The organism is Cellulomonas pakistanensis (assembly GCF_016862755.1).
Classification (GTDB): domain Bacteria; phylum Actinomycetota; class Actinomycetes; order Actinomycetales; family Cellulomonadaceae; genus Cellulomonas; species Cellulomonas pakistanensis.
Map to the genome: position 1 here is coordinate 1 of NZ_BONO01000024.1, position 19,867 is coordinate 19,867.

Annotated in this window: 15 protein-coding genes; 6 read left to right on the forward strand and 9 right to left on the reverse strand. The window is 74.5% G+C overall.

Features of this window, described 5'->3' with window-relative positions; genetic code table 11:
* On the reverse strand, window positions 1-2,094 hold a 2,094-nt coding region (gene uvrC, locus Cpa01nite_RS14590), incomplete at its 3' end, for an excinuclease ABC subunit UvrC (protein WP_203669487.1).
* An 89-nt stretch (window positions 2,095-2,183) separates the two neighbouring features.
* Here uvrC and Cpa01nite_RS14595 point away from each other — a divergent pair.
* Complete coding sequence (locus Cpa01nite_RS14595; protein ID WP_203669488.1) at window positions 2,184-2,705, forward strand: OsmC family protein; 522 nt, start codon at window positions 2,184-2,186, stop codon at window positions 2,703-2,705.
* Between the two features lie 40 nt (window positions 2,706-2,745).
* Here Cpa01nite_RS14595 and uvrA read toward each other — a convergent pair whose 3' ends face one another.
* On the reverse strand, window positions 2,746-5,619 hold the full coding sequence (gene uvrA / locus Cpa01nite_RS14600) for an excinuclease ABC subunit UvrA (RefSeq protein WP_373307440.1): 2,874 nt from the start codon (window positions 5,617-5,619) through the stop codon (window positions 2,746-2,748).
* Between the two features lie 84 nt (window positions 5,620-5,703).
* On the opposite strand from uvrA, the gene Cpa01nite_RS14605 reads away from it, so the two are divergent.
* The 3 genes from Cpa01nite_RS14605 (at window position 5,704) to Cpa01nite_RS14615 (ending at window position 9,806) form a co-directional block, all read left to right on the forward strand.
* On the forward strand, window positions 5,704-7,584 hold the full coding sequence (locus Cpa01nite_RS14605) for a glycoside hydrolase family 15 protein (RefSeq protein ID WP_203669537.1): 1,881 nt from the start codon (window positions 5,704-5,706) through the stop codon (window positions 7,582-7,584).
* 56 nt (window positions 7,585-7,640) lie between these two features.
* Window positions 7,641-8,375 carry an MBL fold metallo-hydrolase gene (locus Cpa01nite_RS14610; protein WP_239068818.1) on the forward strand — a complete coding sequence of 245 codons (735 nt, stop codon included), beginning with the start codon at window positions 7,641-7,643 and terminating at the stop codon, window positions 8,373-8,375.
* A gap of 141 nt (window positions 8,376-8,516) precedes the next feature.
* On the forward strand, window positions 8,517-9,806 hold the full coding sequence (locus Cpa01nite_RS14615) for a DUF4190 domain-containing protein (protein WP_203669490.1): 1,290 nt from the start codon (window positions 8,517-8,519) through the stop codon (window positions 9,804-9,806).
* 124 nt (window positions 9,807-9,930) lie between these two features.
* Here the strand turns inward: Cpa01nite_RS14615 and Cpa01nite_RS14620 are convergent, their stop codons facing one another.
* Window positions 9,931-11,091, reverse strand: coding sequence for an acyl-CoA dehydrogenase family protein (locus Cpa01nite_RS14620; protein ID WP_203669491.1), 1,161 nt, complete (start codon window positions 11,089-11,091; stop codon window positions 9,931-9,933).
* Window positions 11,092-11,125: 34 nt separating this feature from the next.
* On the opposite strand from Cpa01nite_RS14620, the gene Cpa01nite_RS14625 reads away from it, so the two are divergent.
* A complete protein-coding gene (locus Cpa01nite_RS14625) occupies window positions 11,126-11,416 on the forward strand; it encodes a YciI family protein (RefSeq protein WP_203669492.1) in 291 nt (96 codons plus the stop codon).
* Window positions 11,417-11,479: 63 nt separating this feature from the next.
* Here the strand turns inward: Cpa01nite_RS14625 and Cpa01nite_RS14630 are convergent, their stop codons facing one another.
* From Cpa01nite_RS14630 to uvrB, 4 genes are all read right to left on the reverse strand, one after another.
* Entirely contained in the window at window positions 11,480-12,502 is a 1,023-nt protein-coding gene (locus Cpa01nite_RS14630; RefSeq protein ID WP_203669493.1) for a TerC/Alx family metal homeostasis membrane protein, read from the reverse strand.
* A 7-nt stretch (window positions 12,503-12,509) separates the two neighbouring features.
* Window positions 12,510-13,559 (reverse strand): TerC family protein, encoded by a 1,050-nt coding sequence (locus tag Cpa01nite_RS14635; RefSeq protein WP_203669494.1) that lies wholly within the window; start codon window positions 13,557-13,559, stop codon window positions 12,510-12,512.
* Window positions 13,560-13,823: 264 nt separating this feature from the next.
* Window positions 13,824-14,270 (reverse strand): VOC family protein, encoded by a 447-nt coding sequence (locus Cpa01nite_RS14640; RefSeq protein ID WP_203669495.1) that lies wholly within the window; start codon window positions 14,268-14,270, stop codon window positions 13,824-13,826.
* A gap of 90 nt (window positions 14,271-14,360) precedes the next feature.
* Window positions 14,361-16,466, reverse strand: coding sequence for an excinuclease ABC subunit UvrB (gene uvrB, locus Cpa01nite_RS14645; RefSeq protein WP_203669496.1), 2,106 nt, complete (start codon window positions 16,464-16,466; stop codon window positions 14,361-14,363).
* 195 nt (window positions 16,467-16,661) lie between these two features.
* Here uvrB and Cpa01nite_RS14650 point away from each other — a divergent pair, with 195 nt between their 5' ends.
* Window positions 16,662-18,416, forward strand: a complete 1,755-nt coding sequence (locus Cpa01nite_RS14650) for an HNH endonuclease signature motif containing protein (RefSeq protein WP_203669497.1) — start codon at window positions 16,662-16,664, stop codon at window positions 18,414-18,416.
* 73 nt (window positions 18,417-18,489) lie between these two features.
* On the opposite strand, the gene pcp is transcribed toward Cpa01nite_RS14650, so the two are convergent.
* Both pcp and coaE read right to left on the reverse strand, forming a co-directional pair.
* Window positions 18,490-19,236: a pyroglutamyl-peptidase I gene (pcp, locus tag Cpa01nite_RS14655; RefSeq protein WP_239068808.1), complete on the reverse strand. Its 747-nt coding sequence runs from the start codon at window positions 19,234-19,236 to the stop codon at window positions 18,490-18,492.
* The gene (gene coaE, locus Cpa01nite_RS14660) at window positions 19,233-19,862 is read right to left on the reverse strand and encodes a dephospho-CoA kinase (RefSeq protein WP_203669498.1); all 630 of its coding nucleotides are present in this window, start codon (window positions 19,860-19,862) and stop codon (window positions 19,233-19,235) included. Before coaE ends, pcp begins: the two co-directional genes overlap by 4 nt.
* Between the last annotated feature and the right edge of the window lie 5 nt (window positions 19,863-19,867).

Sequence of the window (19,867 nt, forward strand, 5' to 3'; positions counted from 1 at the left end):
GGCGTCGGGGGCACCGGCGGCCGAGCCGTCCGCGGGAGCGGGGGCCGGCGCCGGGGCGTCGGCCTGCGCCGCGGCGCCGGCGTCCGCCGCACCCGGACCCGCCAGCGCCTGCACCACCGCCGCCGCGGTGCGCGCGCCCATGCCCGGGACCGACGCGATCTCCTCGGCCGACGCGGCCTTGAGCCGCTTCAGCGACCCGAAGTGCTTGAGCAGCGCCGCGGACCGCGCGGGGCCGAGGCCGGGGACCGTGTCGAGCGCCGACACCGTCATGCCCTTGCTGCGCTTCTTCCGGTGCGCGGTGATCGCGAACCGGTGCGCCTCGTCGCGGACGCGCTGCAGCAGGTACAGCCCCTCCGAGGAGCGCTGCAGGATCACCGGGTAGTCCTCCCCCGGCAGCCACACCTCCTCGAGCCGCTTGGCCAGGCCGCACAGCGCGACGTCGTCGATGCCGAGCTCCGCCAGCGCCGCCGCCGCGGCGGCGACCTGGGGCGGGCCGCCGTCGACCACGACGAGGTTGGGCGGGTACGCGAACCGCTGCGGGCGGCCGGTCGTCTCGTCGATCGGCCCGGACCGCACGGGGCCGGCGTCGGCGTCGGCCAGCGCCTCGGCGACCTGGTCCTCCCCCAGGCCGAGCTCGAGGTCGCCGGCCTGCTCGCGCTCGGCGAGGTACCGGCGGAACCGGCGGGTGATGACCTCGTGCATCGCGGCGGTGTCGTCGCGCGCGCCGGTGCCCTCGGGGCCGCGGATGCCGAACGTGCGGTACTCGCTCTTGCGCGCCAGCCCGTCCTCGAACACGACCATCGACGCCACCTGGTACGTGCCCTGGTTGTGCGACACGTCGTAGCACTCGATGCGCAGCGGCGCGGAGTCGAGCCCGAGGGCCTCCTGGATCTCCTGGAGCGCCTGGCTGCGGGTCGTCAGGTCGCCGGCCCGGCGGGTGCGGTGCAGGGCGAGCGCGTGCTCGGCGTTCTTCCGCACGGTCTCCGCGAGCTCGTGCTTGTCGCCGCGCTGCGGGACCCGCACCTGCACCCGGCTGCCGCGCAGCCCGGACAGCCACGTCTGCACCTGGTCGAGGTCGTCCGGCAGCACCGGGACGAGCACCTCGCGCGGGACCGAGCCCGCCGCCGCGCCCGAGGCCGCGGCCGGGTCGCCGCCCGGCACGTCGCCGTAGACCTGCTGGAGCAGGTGCTCGACCAGCTGGGCGTCCGTCAGGTCCTCGACCTTCTCGACGACCCAGCCGCGCTGGCCGCGGATCCGGCCGCCGCGGACGTGGAACACCTGCACCGCGGCCTCGAGCTCGTCGCCGGCCAGCGCGAAGATGTCCGCGTCCGTGCCGTCGGACAGCACCACCGCGTTCTTCTCCGTGGCGCGCTTGAGGGCGCCGATGTCGTCGCGCAGCCGGGCGGCGCGCTCGAAGTCCAGCTCCGCCGACGCCTCCTGCATCCGCTGGGTCAGGCGCTTGGTGAACCGCGCGGTGTCCCCGGCCATGAAGTCGGCGAACTCCTCCGCGAGGACGTGGTGGTCCTCCTGGGAGATCTTCCCGACGCACGGCGCGGAGCACTTGTCGATGTAGCCGAGCAGGCACGGGCGGCCCTGCTGCTTCGCGCGCTTGAACACGCCCGCCGAGCAGGTGCGGACCGGGAACACCCGGAGCAGCAGGTCGACGGTCTCCCGGATCGCCCACGCGTGCGCGTACGGGCCGAAGTACCGAGTGCCGGGCCGCTTGGCGCCGCGCATCACCTGGACGCGCGGGAACTGGTCGGCCAGCGTCACCGCCAGGTACGGGTACGACTTGTCGTCGCGGTACTTCACGTTGAACCGCGGGTCGAACTCCTTGATCCAGGAGTACTCGAGCGCCAGCGCCTCGACCTCGGTGCCGACGACGGTCCACTGCACCGACGCCGCCGTCGTCACCATCTGCTGGGTGCGCGGGTGCAGACCGGCGACGTCCTGGAAGTACGAGTTCAGCCGGGACCGCAGGCTCTTCGCCTTGCCGACGTAGACGACCCGGCCGTCCTTGTCGCGGAACCGGTACACGCCCGGCTGGTCCGGGATCTCCCCCGGCGCGGGCCGGTAGGTCGCGGGATCAGCCATGCGTGCCACCGTAGTTCGCCGCGCCGACAGCCGGCACGCGCGCGCCGGCACCCGCGCCGGCCGCCCGCCGCCCCGGTACCGTCGGCCGCATGGGACTGCTGCACGAGTACGCCGCCGACGTCGTGTGGACGGGCGCGGGCGCGACCGGGACCACCGGGTACGCCGCGTACAGCCGCGACCACGAGATCCGCGTCGCCGGCAAGGCGACGGTCCTCGGGTCGGCCGACCCGGCGTTCCGGGGCGACCCGGCCCGGCACAACCCCGAGGAGCTGCTCGTCGCGGCCCTGGCCGAGTGCCACATGCTCTGGTTCCTCCACTTCGCCGCCACGTCGGGCGTGACGGTCGTCGGGTACACGGACCGCGCGACCGGGACCATGCGGGTCGAGGCGGCGGGCCACGGGCAGTTCACCCAGGTGGTGCTGCGGCCGCACGTGACCGTCCGGCCGGGCGCCGCGGCGGCCGAGGACGGCGCCGGCCTGGACGCCCAGCTGGCCGACCTGCACCGGCGGGCGCACGAGCACTGCTTCATCGCGCGGTCCGTCACGTTCGCGGTGCTGACGGAGCCGGCGCCCGCGGTCCTGGAGACCACGGGCGCCGACCCGCTGGGCTGAGCGCCGACCCGCCGGGGCCGAGCGCCGGCCGCGCGGGGCGTCAGGCGCTGACGCGCTCCGCCGCCGGGTCCGCGAGCACCTCGGCCAGGAACGTGCCGGTGTGGCTCGCCTCGACCCGCGCCACCTGCTCGGGCGTGCCCTGCGCGACGACCGTTCCGCCGCCGGACCCGCCCTCGGGGCCCATGTCGATGACCCAGTCGGCGTTCTTGATGACGTCGAGGTTGTGCTCGATGACGATGACGCTGTTGCCCTTGTCGACCAGGCCCTGCAGCACGCCGAGCAGCTTGCGGATGTCCTCGAAGTGCAGGCCGGTGGTCGGCTCGTCCAGCACGTAGACCGTGCGGCCGGTCGACCGGCGCTGCAGCTCGGTCGCGAGCTTGACGCGCTGCGCCTCGCCGCCGGACAGCGTCGGCGCGGGCTGGCCGAGCCGGACGTAGCCGAGGCCGACGTCCACGAGCGTCGTGAGGTGCCGGGCGATCGCGGGCACCGCGGCGAAGAACTCCGCGGCCTCCTCGATCGGCATGTCCAGCACGTCGGCGACCGTCTTGCCCTTGAAGTGCACCTCGAGCGTCTCGCGGTTGTACCGCGCGCCGTGGCAGACCTCGCACGGGACGTACACGTCCGGCAGGAAGTTCATCTCGATCTTCAGCGTGCCGTCGCCGGAGCACGCCTCGCAGCGGCCGCCCTTGACGTTGAACGAGAACCGCCCGGCCGTGTAGCCGCGCACCTTCGCCTCGGTCGTCTCCGCGAACAGCTTGCGGATCCGGTCCCAGACGCCGGTGTAGGTCGCCGGGTTGGACCGCGGGGTGCGTCCGATGGGGCCCTGGTCGACGTGCACGACCTTGTCGAGCTGGTCCAGGCCGCTGACCCGCTTGTGCCGGCCGGCCACCCGGCGGGCGCCGTTCAGCTCGTTGGCCATGACCGTGTAGAGGATCGAGTTGACGAGCGTCGACTTGCCCGAGCCGGACACGCCGGTGACGGCCGTGAACGTCCCGAGCGGGAAGGACACGTCGACGTTCTTGAGGTTGTGCTCGCGGGCGCCGTGCACGGTGACCTGGCGCTTCTTGTCGACCTTGCGGCGCTGCGCGGGCATGGGGATCGCACGTCGGCCGGACAGGTACGCGCCGGTCATCGACTCGCGGGACGCCAGCAGCCCGTCGAGGTCGCCCGAGTGCACGACCTTGCCGCCGTGCTCGCCCGCGCCGGGGCCGACGTCGACGATCCAGTCCGCGGTGCGGATGGTGTCCTCGTCGTGCTCGACGACGATCAGCGTGTTGCCGAGGTCGCGGAGCCGGGTGAGCGTGTCGATGAGCCGGCGGTTGTCGCGCTGGTGCAGGCCGATCGACGGCTCGTCCAGGACGTACAGCACGCCCACCAGGCCGGAGCCGATCTGGGTCGCGAGCCGGATGCGCTGGGCCTCGCCGCCGGACAGCGTCGCCGCGGCGCGCATCAGCGACAGGTAGTCGAGGCCGACGTCGAGCAGGAAGCCGAGGCGGGCCTGGATCTCCTTGAGCACCTGCTCGGCGATCTGCCGCTCGCGCACCCCGAGCTCGAGGGCGTCGAGGAACTCCTTGGCCTCGCGGATGGGCAGCGCGCAGACCTCGGCGATCGACTTGCCGCCGACCCGCACGGCCAGCACCTCGGGCTTGAGCCGCGTCCCGTCGCAGACGGGGCACGGCACCTCCCGCATGTAGGCCTCGTACTTCTCCTTGCTCCACTCCGACTCGGTCTCGCCGTGCCGGCGCTCCAGGAACGTCACCACGCCCTCGAAGCCCGTGGAGTACTGCCGCTCGCGGCCCCAGCGATTCTTGTACTTGACGTGGACCTTGTGGTTCTCGCCGTACAGCACGGCCTTGCGGGCCCGCTCCGGCAGCGCGCGCCACGGCTGGTCCATGGAGAACCCGAGGTCGTCGGCCAGCGCGGTGAGCACGCGCTCGAAGTACTCGGACGAGATCTGCGCCCACGGGGCCACCGCGCCGTCGCGGAGCGACAGGTCGTCGTCCGGCACGACGAGCTCGGGGTCGACCTCGAGGCGGGACCCGATGCCGGTGCACTCCGGGCAGGCGCCGTAGGGGGCGTTGAACGAGAACGTCCGCGGCTCGATCTCGTCCAGCGTGAGCTGGTGGTCGTTCGGGCACGCCCGGTTCTCGGAGAACCGGCGCTCGCGCTCCGGGTCGTCGGCGTCGAGGTCGACCATGTCGACGAGGATCAGGCCGCCGGCCAGGCCCAGCGCGGTCTCCACCGAGTCGGTGAGCCGGCGCTGGACGCCCTCGCGGGACACCAGGCGGTCGACGACGACCTCGATGTCGTGCTTGAGCTTCTTCTCGAGGGTCGGCGGCTCGGCGAGCTGGACGACCTCGCCGTCGACGCGGGCTCGGGCGAAGCCCTTGGCCTGCAGCTCCTTGAACAGGTCGGCGTACTCGCCCTTGCGGCCGCGGACCACCGGCGCGAGCACCTGGTAGCGCGTGCCCTCGGGCAGCTCGAGCAGCCGGTCGACGATCTGCTGCGGGGTCTGGGCCGTCACGCGCTCGCCGCACACCGGGCAGTGCTGCGTGCCGGCACGCGCGAACAGCAGGCGCAGGTAGTCGTAGACCTCGGTGATGGTCCCGACGGTCGACCGCGGGTTGCGGTTGGTCGACTTCTGGTCGATCGACACCGCGGGCGACAGGCCCTCGATGAAGTCGACGTCGGGCTTGTCCATCTGGCCGAGGAACTGGCGCGCGTACGCGGACAGCGACTCGACGTACCGGCGCTGGCCCTCGGCGAAGATGGTGTCGAACGCCAACGAGGACTTGCCGGACCCCGACAGGCCCGTGAAGACGATGAGCTTGTCGCGCGGCAGGTCCAGGTCGACGTTGCGCAGGTTGTGCTCGCGGGCCCCCTGGACCACCAGACGATCGTTCACGCCGAGCATGCTACGGCGAGCCACCGACATGCGCACATGTGTTCGAACCGTGCAGGCCGTCCCACCTGCGGCGTCGCCGCTGGTGGGCGCATGATGGGGACCGTGCCCGACGACGCAGCGGTGACCGACACCACCCCCGTCCCGACCCCCATCGGCGACTACGCCGTGCTCGGCGACGGCCGCACCGCCGCGCTGGTGTCGCGCGCCGGGTCCGTCGACTGGCTCTGCCCGCCGCGGTTCGACTCCCCCGCCTGCTTCGCCGCGCTGCTCGGCGGGCCCGAGCACGGCCGCTGGCTGCTGACCGCGCCGGACGCGACCCGCGTCACCCGGCGGTACCTCGACGACTCGTTCGTCCTCGAGACCACCTTCGAGACGCCCACGGGCACCGCCGTGCTGCTCGACGCCATGCCGCTCGGCGACGGACGCTGCGACCTCGTCCGACGCCTCACCGCGGTGCGCGGGTCCGTCCGGGTGCGGCACGAGTGGGTCGTGCGGTTCGGGTACGGCGCCGTCGTCCCGTGGGTGCACCGGGTGGCGGACGCCGAGGGCACCGAGGTCATCCGCGCGGTCGCCGGGCCGGACAGCCTCGTGCTCCGCGGCGACCGCCTCCCTCGCCCCGGCGACGGCCCCCACCGGGGGCACGCCGACGCGTTCACGCTGACGGAGGGCGAGACCGTCGAACTGTCGCTCACCTGGGTGCCGTCCTGGGCCCCGGTCCCCCGCGCCCCGCGGCCGGCGCACCGGGTCGAGGTCACCGAGCACCAGTGGGCGCGCTGGGCGCGGGCCGCCCGGTACCGCGGCACCTACCGCGACGCCGTCGTGCGGTCGCTGCTCGTCCTGCGGCTGCTGACCGACTCCGAGACCGGCGGCATCGTCGCGGCCGCGACCACGTCCCTCCCGGAGGACCCGGGCGGCGAGCGGAACTGGGACTACCGGTACTGCTGGCTGCGCGACGCCGCCATGACGCTCGAGGCGCTGCTCGAGCACGGCTACCGGCACGAGGCCGAGGCCTGGCGGCAGTGGCTGCTCCGGGCGGTCGCCGGAGACCCCGCTCAGGTGCAGATCATGTACGGCGTCGACGGGTCGCGGGAGCTGCCCGAGCGCACCCTCGACCACCTGCCCGGCTACGCCGGCTCGCGCCCGGTGCGGGTCGGGAACGCCGCCGTGTCGCAGGTGCAGAACGACGTGCTCGGCGAGGTGATGGCCGCGCTGCACCTCGCCCGGGCGACCGGCGTGGCCGAGGGTGCCGACTCCTGGTCGCTGCAGACCCGGCTCGTCGACCACCTGTGCGCGACCTGGCGCCGGCCGGACAGCGGCATCTGGGAGGTGCGCGGCGAGCCGCGCCACTTCACCCACTCCAAGGTCATGGCCTGGGTCGCGCTGGACCGCGCCGTGCGCGGCGTCGAGGAGCACGGGCTGCCCGGTCCGGTCGACCGGTGGCGGCGCGAGCGGGACGCCGTGCACGCCGACGTGCTCGCGCACGGCTGGGACGCGGAGCGCGGCACGTTCGTCCAGCACCACGGGGCGACGCACACCGACGCGTCGCTGCTCCAGCTCGTGCTCGTCGGGTTCCTGCCGCCGGGCGACGAGCGGCTGGTCGGCACCGTCGCCGCGATCCGGGCCGAGCTGGAGGTCGCCCCCGGGCTGCTGCTCCGCTACCGCACCGAGCGCACCGACGACGGGCTGCACGGCTCCGAGCACCCGTTCCTCGCGTGCTCCGGGTGGCTGGCGGACGCGCTGGCGCGGCAGGGCGACGTCGACGGGGCCGCGGCCGTGCTGGACGTCCTCGACGGGCTGCGCACCGACGTGGGTCTGCTCGCCGAGGAGTACGACCCGGTCACCGGGCGCATGATCGGGAACGTGCCGCAGGCGCTCTCGCACCTCGCGCTCGTGCGGGCCGTGCACAGCCACGACGAGGCGCTGCGGCGCCGGGGCGCGCCGGAGCCGCGGGCCGAGACGGTGGGGCGGGCGTGAGCGGGGCGGGCGTGAGCGGGGCCGGCGTGGGCGGGGCCGGCGTGGGCGGGGCCGGCGTGGGCGACGGCCGCGGCGCGGGCCGGTACACCGGCGTCGCGGCGCCCGGCGGGCCGGCCGCGGTGCGGGTGCTCGACGACGTCGTGCTGCGCAAGCTCTCGGTCGGGCCCATGGACAACGCCGCGTACGTCCTGGCGTGCCGGCGGTCCGGCGCACGGCTGCTCGTGGACGCCGCCGCCGAACCGGACCGTCTCCTCGACCTCGCGCGGGCGGGCGTGCCCGGCGACCCGGACGGCGACCTCGCGCTCGTCGTCACCACCCACCGGCACCGCGACCACCTCGGCGCGCTGGCCGCCGTGCTCGACGCCACGGGCGCCCCGCACGCCGCCGGCGCGGACGACGCGGAGGCGGTGGCGGCGGACGCGGGCACCCCGCCGCCGCGGCCGCTCGCGCACGGCGACGTGGTCGAGGTGGGCGCGCTGCGGCTCGAGGTCGTCGCGCTCCGCGGGCACACCCCCGGCGCCGTCGCCCTGGCGTACCGCGAGCCCGGCGACGCGTCGGCACCCGGCGCCGTCCCGGGGCGGGTGCACCTGCTGACGGGCGACTCGCTGTTCCCGGGCGGCCCAGGGCGCACCACCACCCCGGCCGCGTTCGCGTCGCTCATGGCCGACCTGGAGGACCGCGTCTTCGGGCGGTTCGGTGACGACACGTGGGTGTACCCGGGGCACGGCCGGGACACCACGCTCGGCGCCGAGCGCCCGCACCTCGACGAGTGGCGAGCCCGCGGCTGGTGAGGCCGCGCGGCGGGAGCGGGAGCCGCGCGGTCGCGGCGGGCGGGTGAACACCGCGTGTCCCGGTATGGACGGGTTGGCCCAGGTCGCGGACGTTCTGCCAGAGTGACGCACAGGAACTTCACACGCACCGAGAGGACGTCCATGTCGAACGACGGCACCGCGCCGGAGCCCGGCCGCCAGCAGCCCGGGACGGGCGAGCAGCCCACCGCCCCCGCCCCCTCCGGCTACGAGGCGTCGTCGTCCTCCGGCCCGGCGCCCTCGGGCCACGAGGCGCCGTCCTGGCCGTCCGCGCCCTCGGGCTCCGACGCGCCGACCGCCGCCTACCCCGCGTCCCCGTCGTCGGACGCGCCCACCGCCGCGTACCCGACCGCGCCCGGCTCCGACGCCCCGACCGCCGCCTACCCGACCACGCCCACCGCGGCCTGGCCGGCGGCGCCGGGCACCGGGTCGAGCGGCTCCGGCACGTCGGGCTCCGGCACGGCGGGCACGGGCTCGGCCCCGTCCTGGTCCGCGGGCGAGAGCGCGCCGTCGCCGTACGCCGCGCCCGGCTCGGGCGGGCAGGCGACCGGCGGCGACCAGGCGGGCACCGGCTACCCGCAGGGCACGGGCTACCCCCAGGGCGGCTACCCCCAGGCCGGCGCCAGCCAGCCGCAGGGCGCCGGCGTCCCGGCGTCGTCGGGGTACCCCTCGGCGGGCTACCCCCAGCAGGGCGGCGGCTACCAGGGCGGCGGCCACCCGGGCGCGGCGCAGCCCTACGCGCCGAACCAGTACCCCGGCCCGGGCACCCAGACGGACGGCGTCTCGATCGCCGCACTCGTCACCGGCCTCCTCGGCACGGGCGTGGTGGCGATCATCCTCGGCGTGCTCGGCCTGCGCCGCACCAAGAAGAACGGCACCAAGGGCCGCGGCTTCGCCATCGCCGGCCTGGTCCTCGGTGGTCTGGGGGTCATCGGCTGGATCGTCACCGCCGTGATCGTCACGACCGCGATCGGCGCGTACGACAACCGCCTCGGCGACCTGCGCGACGCCTGCGCCGCGGGCGACATGCAGGCCTGCGACGACCTGTTCGACGAGTCGCCCCTGGGGTCCGAGAACGAGGAGTTCGGCGCGACCTGCGGCGGGCGCGTCGAGACCACCGACTACTGCGTCGGCCTGGACCTGTCCGAGGGCTCGGGCGAGACCGAGGGCGGGACCGAGGACGGCGCGGACGAGGGCACCGACGGCGGCGCCGGCACCACCGGCGCCCAGACCTACGGCGACGACGCGGCCCTCGACGCCCTGTGGGACGCCTGCGCGGCGGGCGACATGGCGTCGTGCGACACGCTGTACATGTCCGCGCCGGCCGGCACGGAGTACGAGGCGTTCGGCGAGACCTGCGGCGGGACCACCACGGGCGAGTACTACTGCGACACCTCGGGCGCCGGCGCCTGACACCGCGCGACCGACGACGACGGCCCCGGGGCGACGCGCCCCGGGGCCGTCCGCGTGCCCGGGACCGTCCACGTGCCCGGGGCCGTCCGCGCGCCCGCGCCGGCGCGGTGCCGGCACGCGGGCGTCAGCGGTCGACCGGCCCCAGCCAGGCGTTCGCGACCGTGCTGTGCGCCGACTCGTCGTCGGACGGGTGGAACAGCCCCGCGAGGACGTCCCGGTACAGCCGGCCGAGCTCGCTGCGGGAGAAGTACGACCCGCCGCCCGACACCCGGATCGCCCGGTCGACGACCTCGCGCGCCGTCTCCGTGGCCCGCACCTTGAGCCCGACCACCTTCGCGAACCACAGCGGCCCGTGGTCGACCGCCTCGTCGACGTCACGGGCGAGCGCCCACACCTGCGGCTCGATCCCGTCCTGCGCGATCGCCGCATCGGCCACCCGCCACCGGATGTCGGGGTCCTGCGCGTACGAGCGGCCGCCGTTCTTCATCGACGTGCGCCGGTGCGCCGCGGCGACCGCGAGCTCCAGCGCGCGCCGGCCGATGCCCGTGTAGACCGCGGCCAGCAGGATCTCGAACACCTGGAACAGCGCGAGCACGTACGGGTCCGCGCTCGGCCCCGGCGGCAGCGCGCGGAACACCCGGTCGGGAGCGGCGTACGCACCGTCGAGCACCGTCGTGCGGCTCTGCGTCGCGCGCATGCCGAGCGTGTCCCAGTCGTCCTTCGTCTCGATCCCGCCGTCGGAGCGCGCGACCACGCCGTGCACCAGGCGCGGCCCGTCCGGGTGCGCCTCGTCGAGCCCGAACGTCGCCAGCCGGGTCCACACCGGCGCGAGGGACGTGAAGATCTTCGTGCCGTGGAACCGGTACCCGCCGTCGGGCTGCCGCTCGGCGCGCGTGCGCGACCCGAACATGACGAGGTCGTTGCCCGCCTCCGAGTTCCCGAACGCGAACACCTCCCCCGCCGCGGCGTCGCGCAGCACGAACTCCAGGGAGTCGTCGCCGCGGGCCGCCAGCACGGCGGCCATGCCCGTGACGACCAGGTGCATGTTCACCGACAGCGCCGTCGCGGGCGCCGCGCCGGCCAGCCGCACCTGCTCCCGGGCGACCTCCTCGAGCGTCAGCCCCGCGCCGCCCAGCGCCTCCGGCACGCACGCGCGCAGGTAGCCGGCCTCGCGCAGGTCGTCCAGGTCGGCGTGCGGGAAGGTGTTCTCCCGGTCGTGCACCGGCGCCCGCTCGGCCACCCGGGCCAGCACGTCGTCGGTCAGCAGGGTGCGCGGGGTGCTCATCCGCCCACTGTGGCACGTCGGGCATGATGGCGGCATGGCCACCTTCGCCGTCCGGTACACCTACGACCAGCGCGCCGACCTGCAGGACGAGGTCCGCCCCGAGCACCGCGCGTACCTGCGCGAGCTCGGCGACCGGGGCCTGCTGCGGGGGTCGGGCCCGTTCACCGACGGCGCCGCCGGCGCGCTGCTGGTGTTCGAGACCACCGACGCAGCCGCGCTCGAGGTGCTGCTGGCCGACGACCCGTTCGCGCGGGCCGGCGTCATCGCGGACGTCGAGATCCGCGGGTGGAACCTGCTCCTCGGCCCCTGGGCGGCGGGCGCCTGACGCCGGCGCGGTCGGGCCGGCCGGGCCGGTCGGGCGGGCGGGCCGGTCAGGCGGGCGGGCCGGTCAGGCGCGCCGGCCGCCCTCGCCCGCCGCGGCCCGGCGCTCGTCGCGCCGCGACGCCGCGAGGCTCGTCACCGCGGTGACGCCGAGCGTCACCACGATGACCGCGAGCGACACCCAGGACGGCAGCTCCGGCGCCCAGCCGACCGGCTCGCCGCCGTTGACGAACGGCAGCGTGTTCTCGTGCAGCGCCTGCAGGACGAGCTTGACGCCGATGAACCCGAGCAGCACGCCCAGGCCGACGTTCAGGTACCGCAGGCGCGTCAGCAGCCCGCCGAGCAGGAAGTACAGCTGGCGCAGCCCCATCAGGGCGAACACGTTCGCCATGAGGACCAGGTACGGCTCCTGCGTCAGGCCGAACACGGCGGGGATCGAGTCGAAGGCGAACAGCAGGTCCGTCGCGCCGATCGCCACCAGCACCAGCAGCATCGGCGTGACGTGCCGGCGGCCCTCGACCTTCGAGGTCAGCCGCACGCCGTCGTAGCGGTCCGTCGTGGGCAGCACCCGCTGCACCGCCCGGACCAGCGCCGGCGGCCGGTAGTCCTCCGCCGCCTCGTCCGCGTCCTCGCCGACCCCCTCCCGGGCGACCTTCGTGGCCGTCCACACCAGGAACGCGCCGAACAGGTAGAACACCCAGGAGAACGACGCGATCGCGGCGGCGCCGATCCCGATGAACACCCCGCGGAACACCAGTGCCAGGATGATGCCGATCAGCAGCGCCGTCTGCTGGTACTGCCGCGGCACGGCGAACCGGCTCATGATCAGCAGGAACACGAACAGGTTGTCGACCGAGAGCGAGTACTCGGTCAGCCACCCGGCGACGAACTCGCCCGCCGGGTCGCCGCCCCACACGAGGGCGACGACCACGGCGAACACGAGCGCGAGCCCGACGTAGACCCCCAGGTACCGCAGGCACTCCGCCGTCGACGGGATGTGCGGCCTCCGGCCCACCACCGCGACGTCCACGATCAGGACGGCGGCGGCGAGCCCCAGCGAGACCGCCCAGACGAGCGGCGAGACGTCCATGCGGGGGTCAGCTCTCCTTGTGGGTGACGGGCTCCTGGGCCTCGACGGCGGCGGGGTCGGTGGTGATCTCGGCGCGGTCGCGGCGGGTCTTCGCGAGGCTCGCGACGGTGGCGACCGTGAGCGTGCCGAGGATGACGAGCAGCGAGAGCCACGTCGGGATCTCCGGCGCCCACTCGATGTGCTCGCCGCCGTTGATGAACGGCAGCTCGTTCTCGTGCATCGCGTGCAGGACCAGCTTCACGCCGATGAAGGCGAGGATGAACGCGAGGCCCTTGTTGAGGTACACCAGGCGCTCCAGCAGGCCGCCGATGAGGAAGTACAGCTGGCGCAGGCCCAGCAGCGCGAACGCGTTGGCCGTGAACACGATGTACGGCTCCTGCGTCAGGCCGTAGATCGCGGGGATCGAGTCGAGCGCGAACAGGATGTCCGTGGCGCCGATCGCGACCATGACGACGAGCATCGGGGTGATGAAGCGCTTGCCGTCGATCTTCGTCGTCAGGCGGTCGCCGTGGTACTCGTCCACCGTCGGGACGGCCTTCTTGAGCAGCCGGACCGCGAGCCCGTCCTTCTGCTCGTCGGCGTGGGACAGCTCGTCGGCCTCGTGCTTCTCCTTGGCCAGCTTGATGCCGGTGTAGACCAGGAACGCGCCGAAGATGTAGAAGACCCAGGACCAGCGCTCGATCGCGGCGGCGCCGGCCAGGATGAACACGGTGCGCAGCACCAGCGCGATCACGACGCCGACCAGCAGCACCTTCTGCTGGAACTCACGGGGCACCGCGAACTTCGTCATGATGATGAGGAAGACGAAGAGGTTGTCGACCGAGAGGCTCTTCTCGGTGACGTACCCCGCGAAGTACTCCGTGCCGTGGTCCCAGCCCCACACCATGCCGAGACCGATGCCGAACACGATGGCGAGCACGATGTAGATCGCCGACCACGTGGCGGCCTCGCGGAACGAGGGCGCGTGCGGCGTGCGGACGTGCGCGAAGAAGTCGAACAGGATCATGCCGACGATCGCCACCGCGGTGACGACCCAGACCCACAGGTCCACGGACATAGGTGATTCCTCCGGTACAGGGCGGTTGAAGAGACGTCTGAGTACCGGAGGTCTCTCCCACCCGATGATGACCGGGCCGACGTCCCGGGTCGGCGTCGTCGACGACCGTGATGACGGGGGCGTCGTGTCGGGATACTCCCCTCCACTGCGTGCGCCAGCATAGGACATGGGTCCTGGTCGCACCGGACGGCGGCGCACCCGCCCGGTGTGACGCCCGTCTCGCCGGCCCGGCGCGGCAGGCGTGGGAGCCGTCTCGCGGGCGGGTCAGGTCACGCAGAACTCGTTCCCCTCGGGGTCGGCCATGACCACCCAGGCGCCCTCGCGCGGGTCGTCGACCTCGTTCAGCACCCGCCCGCCGGCGGCGACCAGCGTCTCGGCGTGCCGGCGCGCGGCGGCGAGCTTGGCCGCGCGGTCCTCCCGGTCGACGCCCTGCGCGTCCGAGTAGCGCACGTCGAGGTGCACGCGGTTCTTCGCCGTCTTCCCCTCGGGCACCCGCTGGAAGAAGACGCGGGGGCCCGCGCCCTGCGGGTCGACGAGCGCGTACGCCATGTCGCGGTCCTCCGGGCCGATGCCCCACGCGTCCAGCGCGGCGTCCCAGTCGTCGAACCCCGCGGGTGGCGGCTCCTCGACGTACCCGAGGGCGAGCGCCCAGAACGTCCCCAGCGCGCGGGGCGAGCCCGCGTCGAACACCACCTGCACCTCGAGCGCCATGCGAGCCTCCGGTCGTCGGTCGTCGGTCGTCGGTCGTCGGTCGTCGTGCGGGTCGTGGCGCGGTGGCCCGGTCGGGGGCGAGCGGCCTGGTCAGGCCGTCGCGGCGTGCATCTGCCGGAGCTCCTTCTTCAGGCCGGAGATCTCGTCACGGAGGCGTGCCGCGAGCTCGAACTGGAGCTCGCCCGCCGCCACGTGCATCTGGTCCGTGAGCTCCTGGATGAGCCCGGCGAGCTCGCCCGCCGCGGCCCCCGCCAGCTTCGTGCGCTCCGTCGGCGGTCCGGCCTTCGAGCCCAGCCCGGGCACCGGGGCCTTCCCGCGGCTGGCCTGCCGGCCGGCGCCGCCGAGCAGCTCCGCCGTGTCCGCGTCCTCGCGCGCCAGCAGGTCGGTGATGTCGCCGATCTTCTTGCGCAGCGGCTGCGGGTCGATGCCGCGCTCCGTGTTGTAGGCGATCTGCTTCTCGCGGCGGCGGTCCGTCTCGTCCAGGGCGAGCTGCATCGCGGGCGTGATCTTGTCCGCGTACATGTGCACCTGGCCCGACACGTTGCGGGCCGCGCGGCCGATCGTCTGGATCAGCGACTTGCCCGAGCGGAGGAAGCCCTCCTTGTCGGCGTCGAGGATCGCGACCAGCGACACCTCGGGCAGGTCCAGGCCCTCGCGGAGCAGGTTGATGCCGACCAGGACGTCGTACTCGCCCATGCGCAGCTCGCGGAGCAGCTCGACGCGGCGGAGCGTGTCGACCTCCGAGTGCAGGTACCGCACCCGGACGCCCTTCTCCAGGAAGTAGTCCGTCAGGTCCTCGGCCATCTTCTTGGTCAGCGTCGTGACCAGGACGCGCTCGTCCTTCTCGACGCGGAGGCGGATCTCCTCCAGCAGGTCGTCGATCTGGCCCTTCGTCGGCTTCACGACGACCTCGGGGTCGACCAGGCCGGTCGGGCGGATGATCTGCTCGACCACGCCGTCGGACATCGCCAGCTCGTAGTCGCCGGGCGTCGCCGACAGGTACACCGTCTGGCCGATGCGCTCGACGAACTCCTCCCAGCGGAGCGGGCGGTTGTCCATCGCGCTGGGCAGCCGGAAGCCGAAGTCGACCAGGTTGCGCTTGCGGGACATGTCGCCCTCGAACATCGCGCCGATCTGCGGGACCGTCACGTGCGACTCGTCGATGACGAGCAGGAAGTCCTCGGGGAAGTAGTCGAGCAGCGTGTTCGGCGCCGTGCCGGGCGCCCGGCCGTCGATGTGCCGGGAGTAGTTCTCGATGCCGGAGCAGGATCCGATCTGGCGCATCATCTCGATGTCGTAGGTCGTGCGCATGCGCAGGCGCTGGGCCTCGAGCAGCTTGTTCGCGCGCTCCAGGTCCTTGAGCCGCTCCTCGAGCTCGTGCTCGATGCCGTTGATCGCGCGCTCCATGCGCTCCGGGCCGGCGACGTAGTGCGTGGCCGGGAACACATGCACCTGCTGCTCGTTGCGGACGACCTCGCCCGTCAGCGGGTGCAGCGTCTGGATGGCCTCGATCTCGTCGCCGAAGAACTCGATGCGGATCGCGAGCTCCTCGTACACCGGGATGATCTCCACGGTGTCGCCGCGGACCCGGAACGTGCCACGGGTGAACGCCATGTCGTTGCGGGAGTACTGCATCGACACGAACTGGCGCAGCAGGGCGTCCCGGTCCACCTGGTCGCCGACGTCCAGCGTGACCATGCGGTCGACGTACTCCTGCGGCGTGCCGAGGCCGTAGATGCAGGACACCGAGGCGACCACGACCACGTCGCGGCGCGTGAGCAGCGAGGACGTCGCGGAGTGCCGGAGGCGCTCGACCTCGTCGTTGATCGACGAGTCCTTCTCGATGTACGTGTCCGTCTGGGCGATGTACGCCTCGGGCTGGTAGTAGTCGTAGTACGAGACGAAGTACTCGACCGCGTTGTTCGGCAGCAGCTCGCGGAACTCGTTGGCCAGCTGGGCGGCGAGGGTCTTGTTCGGCGCCATGACCAACGTCGGGCGCTGGAGCTTCTCGATCAGCCAGGCCGTCGTCGCCGACTTTCCGGTACCGGTGGCGCCCAGCAGCGTCACGTCCTTCTCCCCCGCCTGGATGCGCTGGGCGAGCTCGGCGATCGCCTGCGGCTGGTCGCCGGAGGGCTGGAACTCGGACACCACCTCGAAAGGGGCGACGGTGCGCTGCAGGTCGGTCACGGGACGCATGCGTCCACCGTACGACGCGGGTCTGACACGCGCCCCGGCCGGGGGTGGGGGTTCGCCGAGGGCGTGGCGGGAGCGGCGGTGCGTGCGGCCCGGCGGGCGGGCGGCGAGTCCTCCACAGGCGTCGGGCGGTGCGTCGTCCCCAGGACGGATGTGCGGTCCGGCCGCGGTGGCGGTGGGCGTCCCTAGGGTCGCCGCATGCCCGATGACCCGCTGGAGCGCGCCGACGACGACACCCGAGGTGTCGCGGTCGGTGCTGCCGGTGACGCGGGCGGTGGGGGTCGCGCGGGCGGGTTCGATGCGCCGGGCTTGGGCGCGGGTGCGGGTGCGGGCCTCGGGGAGCGGCTGGACGCGATGCCCGCCGGCGCCGCCCTCCTGGCCGAGCTGGAGCAGCTGGACCTCGCCGCGCTGCCCTCGTACGAGCTGAGCGAGGTCGCGGCCCAGGGGCGGCGCATCGTCGCGCTCGGGCACGCCATCGAGACCGCCGCGGCCGCCGCCCTCGCCCGGCACCCCGACATGCACCACCCCGACCTGGCCGCGGTGTGCCGGTCCCTGCCCGAGGGCACCGCGTTCGTGCACGCCGACGTCGCCGCCGCCGAGCTCTCCGCGCGGCTGCTCGTCCCGCCGGCCGAGGCGAAGCTGCTCATCCGCGAGGGCACGGCGTACGCCGGACCCCTCGCGGAGACCGGCGCGGCGCTGGCCGACGGGCGCATCGAGCCCGCCAAGGCGAGGGCCCTCGTGCGGGGCGCCGGCGACGAGCCCGCGCACGTGGCCGCCGCGGTCGAGGCCGAGGTCCTCCCCCGGGCCGCCGGCCGGTCCGTGGCCCAGGTCCGCACCGACGTCGCGCGCGCGCTGAACCACGTCGACCCGGACGGCGCCGCCGACCGGCACCGCACCGCGCGGTCCTGCCGGGCCGTCTCCCGGCCGAAGGTCCTCCAGGACGGGATGGCCGGGATCTGGGCCGTGCTCCCGGCGGCCGAGGCCGTGCAGGTGGACGGCGTCCTGGACGCGCTCGCGCGCCGGTCCCGGGAGGCCGGAGACGCACGCACGCTCGACCAGCTGCGAGCCGACGAGCTCGTGGACCGGATGCTGGGGAGGTCTGAGCACCTGGTCGCGCACGACGGCACGGTGCTGCCGTCGCGGCGCGGCGGGGCGCACGAGCAGGTCGGGCCGTTCGGGCTGCCGACCGACGGCGCGCTGGGTCGGGCCGCTGGCCCGGTCGAGACTCGATCGGTGCCGACGGCGGACGCGCCGGGGTCGGCCGCCGGTGACGCGCCCGGGTCTCCCGGCGGTGTCGACGCGCACGACCGCGCCGCCGCCGGTCCGCCCGGGCCCGCGGCGCCGGCCGAGTCCGTACCCGGTGAGCCGGGCCACCCGTGGTCGAGCGCTCCGCGCACCGTCGTGCACGTGACCGTGTCCCTCGCGACCCTGATGGGTGCCGACGACGAGCCCGCGGACCTCGCCGGGTACGGACCCGTCGACGCCCAGCAGGCCCGCGCCATGGCCCTGGACCTCGGCTCGACGTGGCGGCGGATCGTCACCGACCCGCTCTCGGGGACCGTGCTCGACGTCGGGCGCACCACCTACCGCCCGCCGGCGGCCCTCGCCGACCACGTCCGGCACCGTGACAAGTACTGCACCGCGCCGGGGTGCCCCGTGCCCGCCACGCGCTGCGACCTCGACCACACCATCGAGTACCACCCACCGCCCGAGGGCTCCCCGCCGCGGCCGCTCGGCACCACCTGCGCGCACAACCTCGGGCCGCTGTGCCGCACCCACCACCGGCTCAAGACCGCCGGGATCCTGCGCGTGCGCCAGCCCACCGCCGGCGAGTTCGTCTGGCGGACGCCGAGCGGCCACAGCTTCCGGGTGCGCGCCGGGACCGAGGAACCCGCCGTCCACCTCACCGGAGCGTCGGCCCCGACCCCGAGGCCGGCACTGCCCCCGTACTAGCGTGGCTGCGGCCCGGTGGGACCGCGGAGCGACCCGCGGTGTGCTGGCCGACCGGGAGGCCGGCGCACGCCGGTCAGGACAGCGTGCCCGCCGCCAGGGTGACGTCCTCCGTCGTCCGCAGCGCCGCGCGCAGCACCGCCCTCAGCCCCTCCGCCGCGCCCTCGACCCCCAGCGACGCCGCCCTCGCCGGCACCTGCTCGGGCAGCCGCGGCACGTGCACGAAGCCGCCGCGCGCGCCAGGGGCGTGCCCTGCGGCGAGCTGGTCCGCCAGGGCGTAGGCGATCGTGTTGCACACGAAGGTCCCCGCCGTGTTGGACACCTCCCCCGGCACCCCGGCCTCGCGCAGCGCCGCGAGGCACGCCTTGATCGGCAGGCTCGAGAAGTGCGCGGCGTCGCCCCCCGGGACGACCGGGACGTCGACGGGCTGGGCGCCGTCCTCGTCCGGGATGCGTGCGTCCTGGACGTTGACCGCGACGCGCTCCACGGAGACGTTCGCGCGCCCGCCCGCCTCGCCGACCGCCACGACGAGGGACGGCCGCACGTCGAGCAGCAGCTCGGCGAGACGGCGAGGCGCGCGGGCGAAGGACACCGGCAGCAGCGCGGTCACCAGCGCCGCGCCCTCGGCGGCCTGGTCCCACGAGTCCGCCACCGCGCGCACGGCAGCCCACGAGGCGTTGACCTCCTGCTGCTCGAACGGCTCGAACCCGGTCAGGAGCACCGTCGGTACCGCGCCACCACCCGGCGCGCCACCGCCGCGCTCGGCGCGCTCAGCTCCCGCACCGCCACTCGTCGCGTCCACCTGCACAGCGCCTCCGGTCACGGGGCGTCCACCTCCTGCTCGTCGTGCCGCTCCGCGGCCAGCCGGTCCCACAGCGCGTCGACCTGCCGCCGCAGCTCCTCGGGGTCACCCGAGCCGTCGAGCACGACGTCGGCGACGGCGAGCCGTTCGTCGTCCCCCGCCTGCGCGGCGATGCGCCGCTCGGCCTCGGCCCGGTCGAGCCCCCGCGTCCGCACCAGCCGCTCGACGCGCAGGACGGCGGGGGCGTGCACGACCACGACCAGGTGGAACGACTCTGCGCGTCCGGTCTCCACGAGCAGCGGCACGTCGTGGACGACGACCGCCCCCGCGTCGGCGGCGGCCGCCGCGGCCTCCCGCTCGGCGGCCAGCCGACGGACGACCGGGTGCACGATGCCGTTCAGCCGCTCGCGGGCGCCCGCGTCGGCGAACACCACCGCGCCGAGCGCGGGCCGGTCCAGGCTCCCGTCGGGCAGGAGCACGCTCTCGCCGAACGCGTCCACGACGGCGGCGAGCCCGGCGGATCCCGGCGCGACCGCCTCGCGCGACAGGACGTCGTAGTCGATGAGCACCGCCCCGCGCGCGGCGAGGCGTTCCGCCGCGACCGACTTGCCGGCCGCGATCCCCCCGGTCAGTCCGATGCGCTGCATCGGAC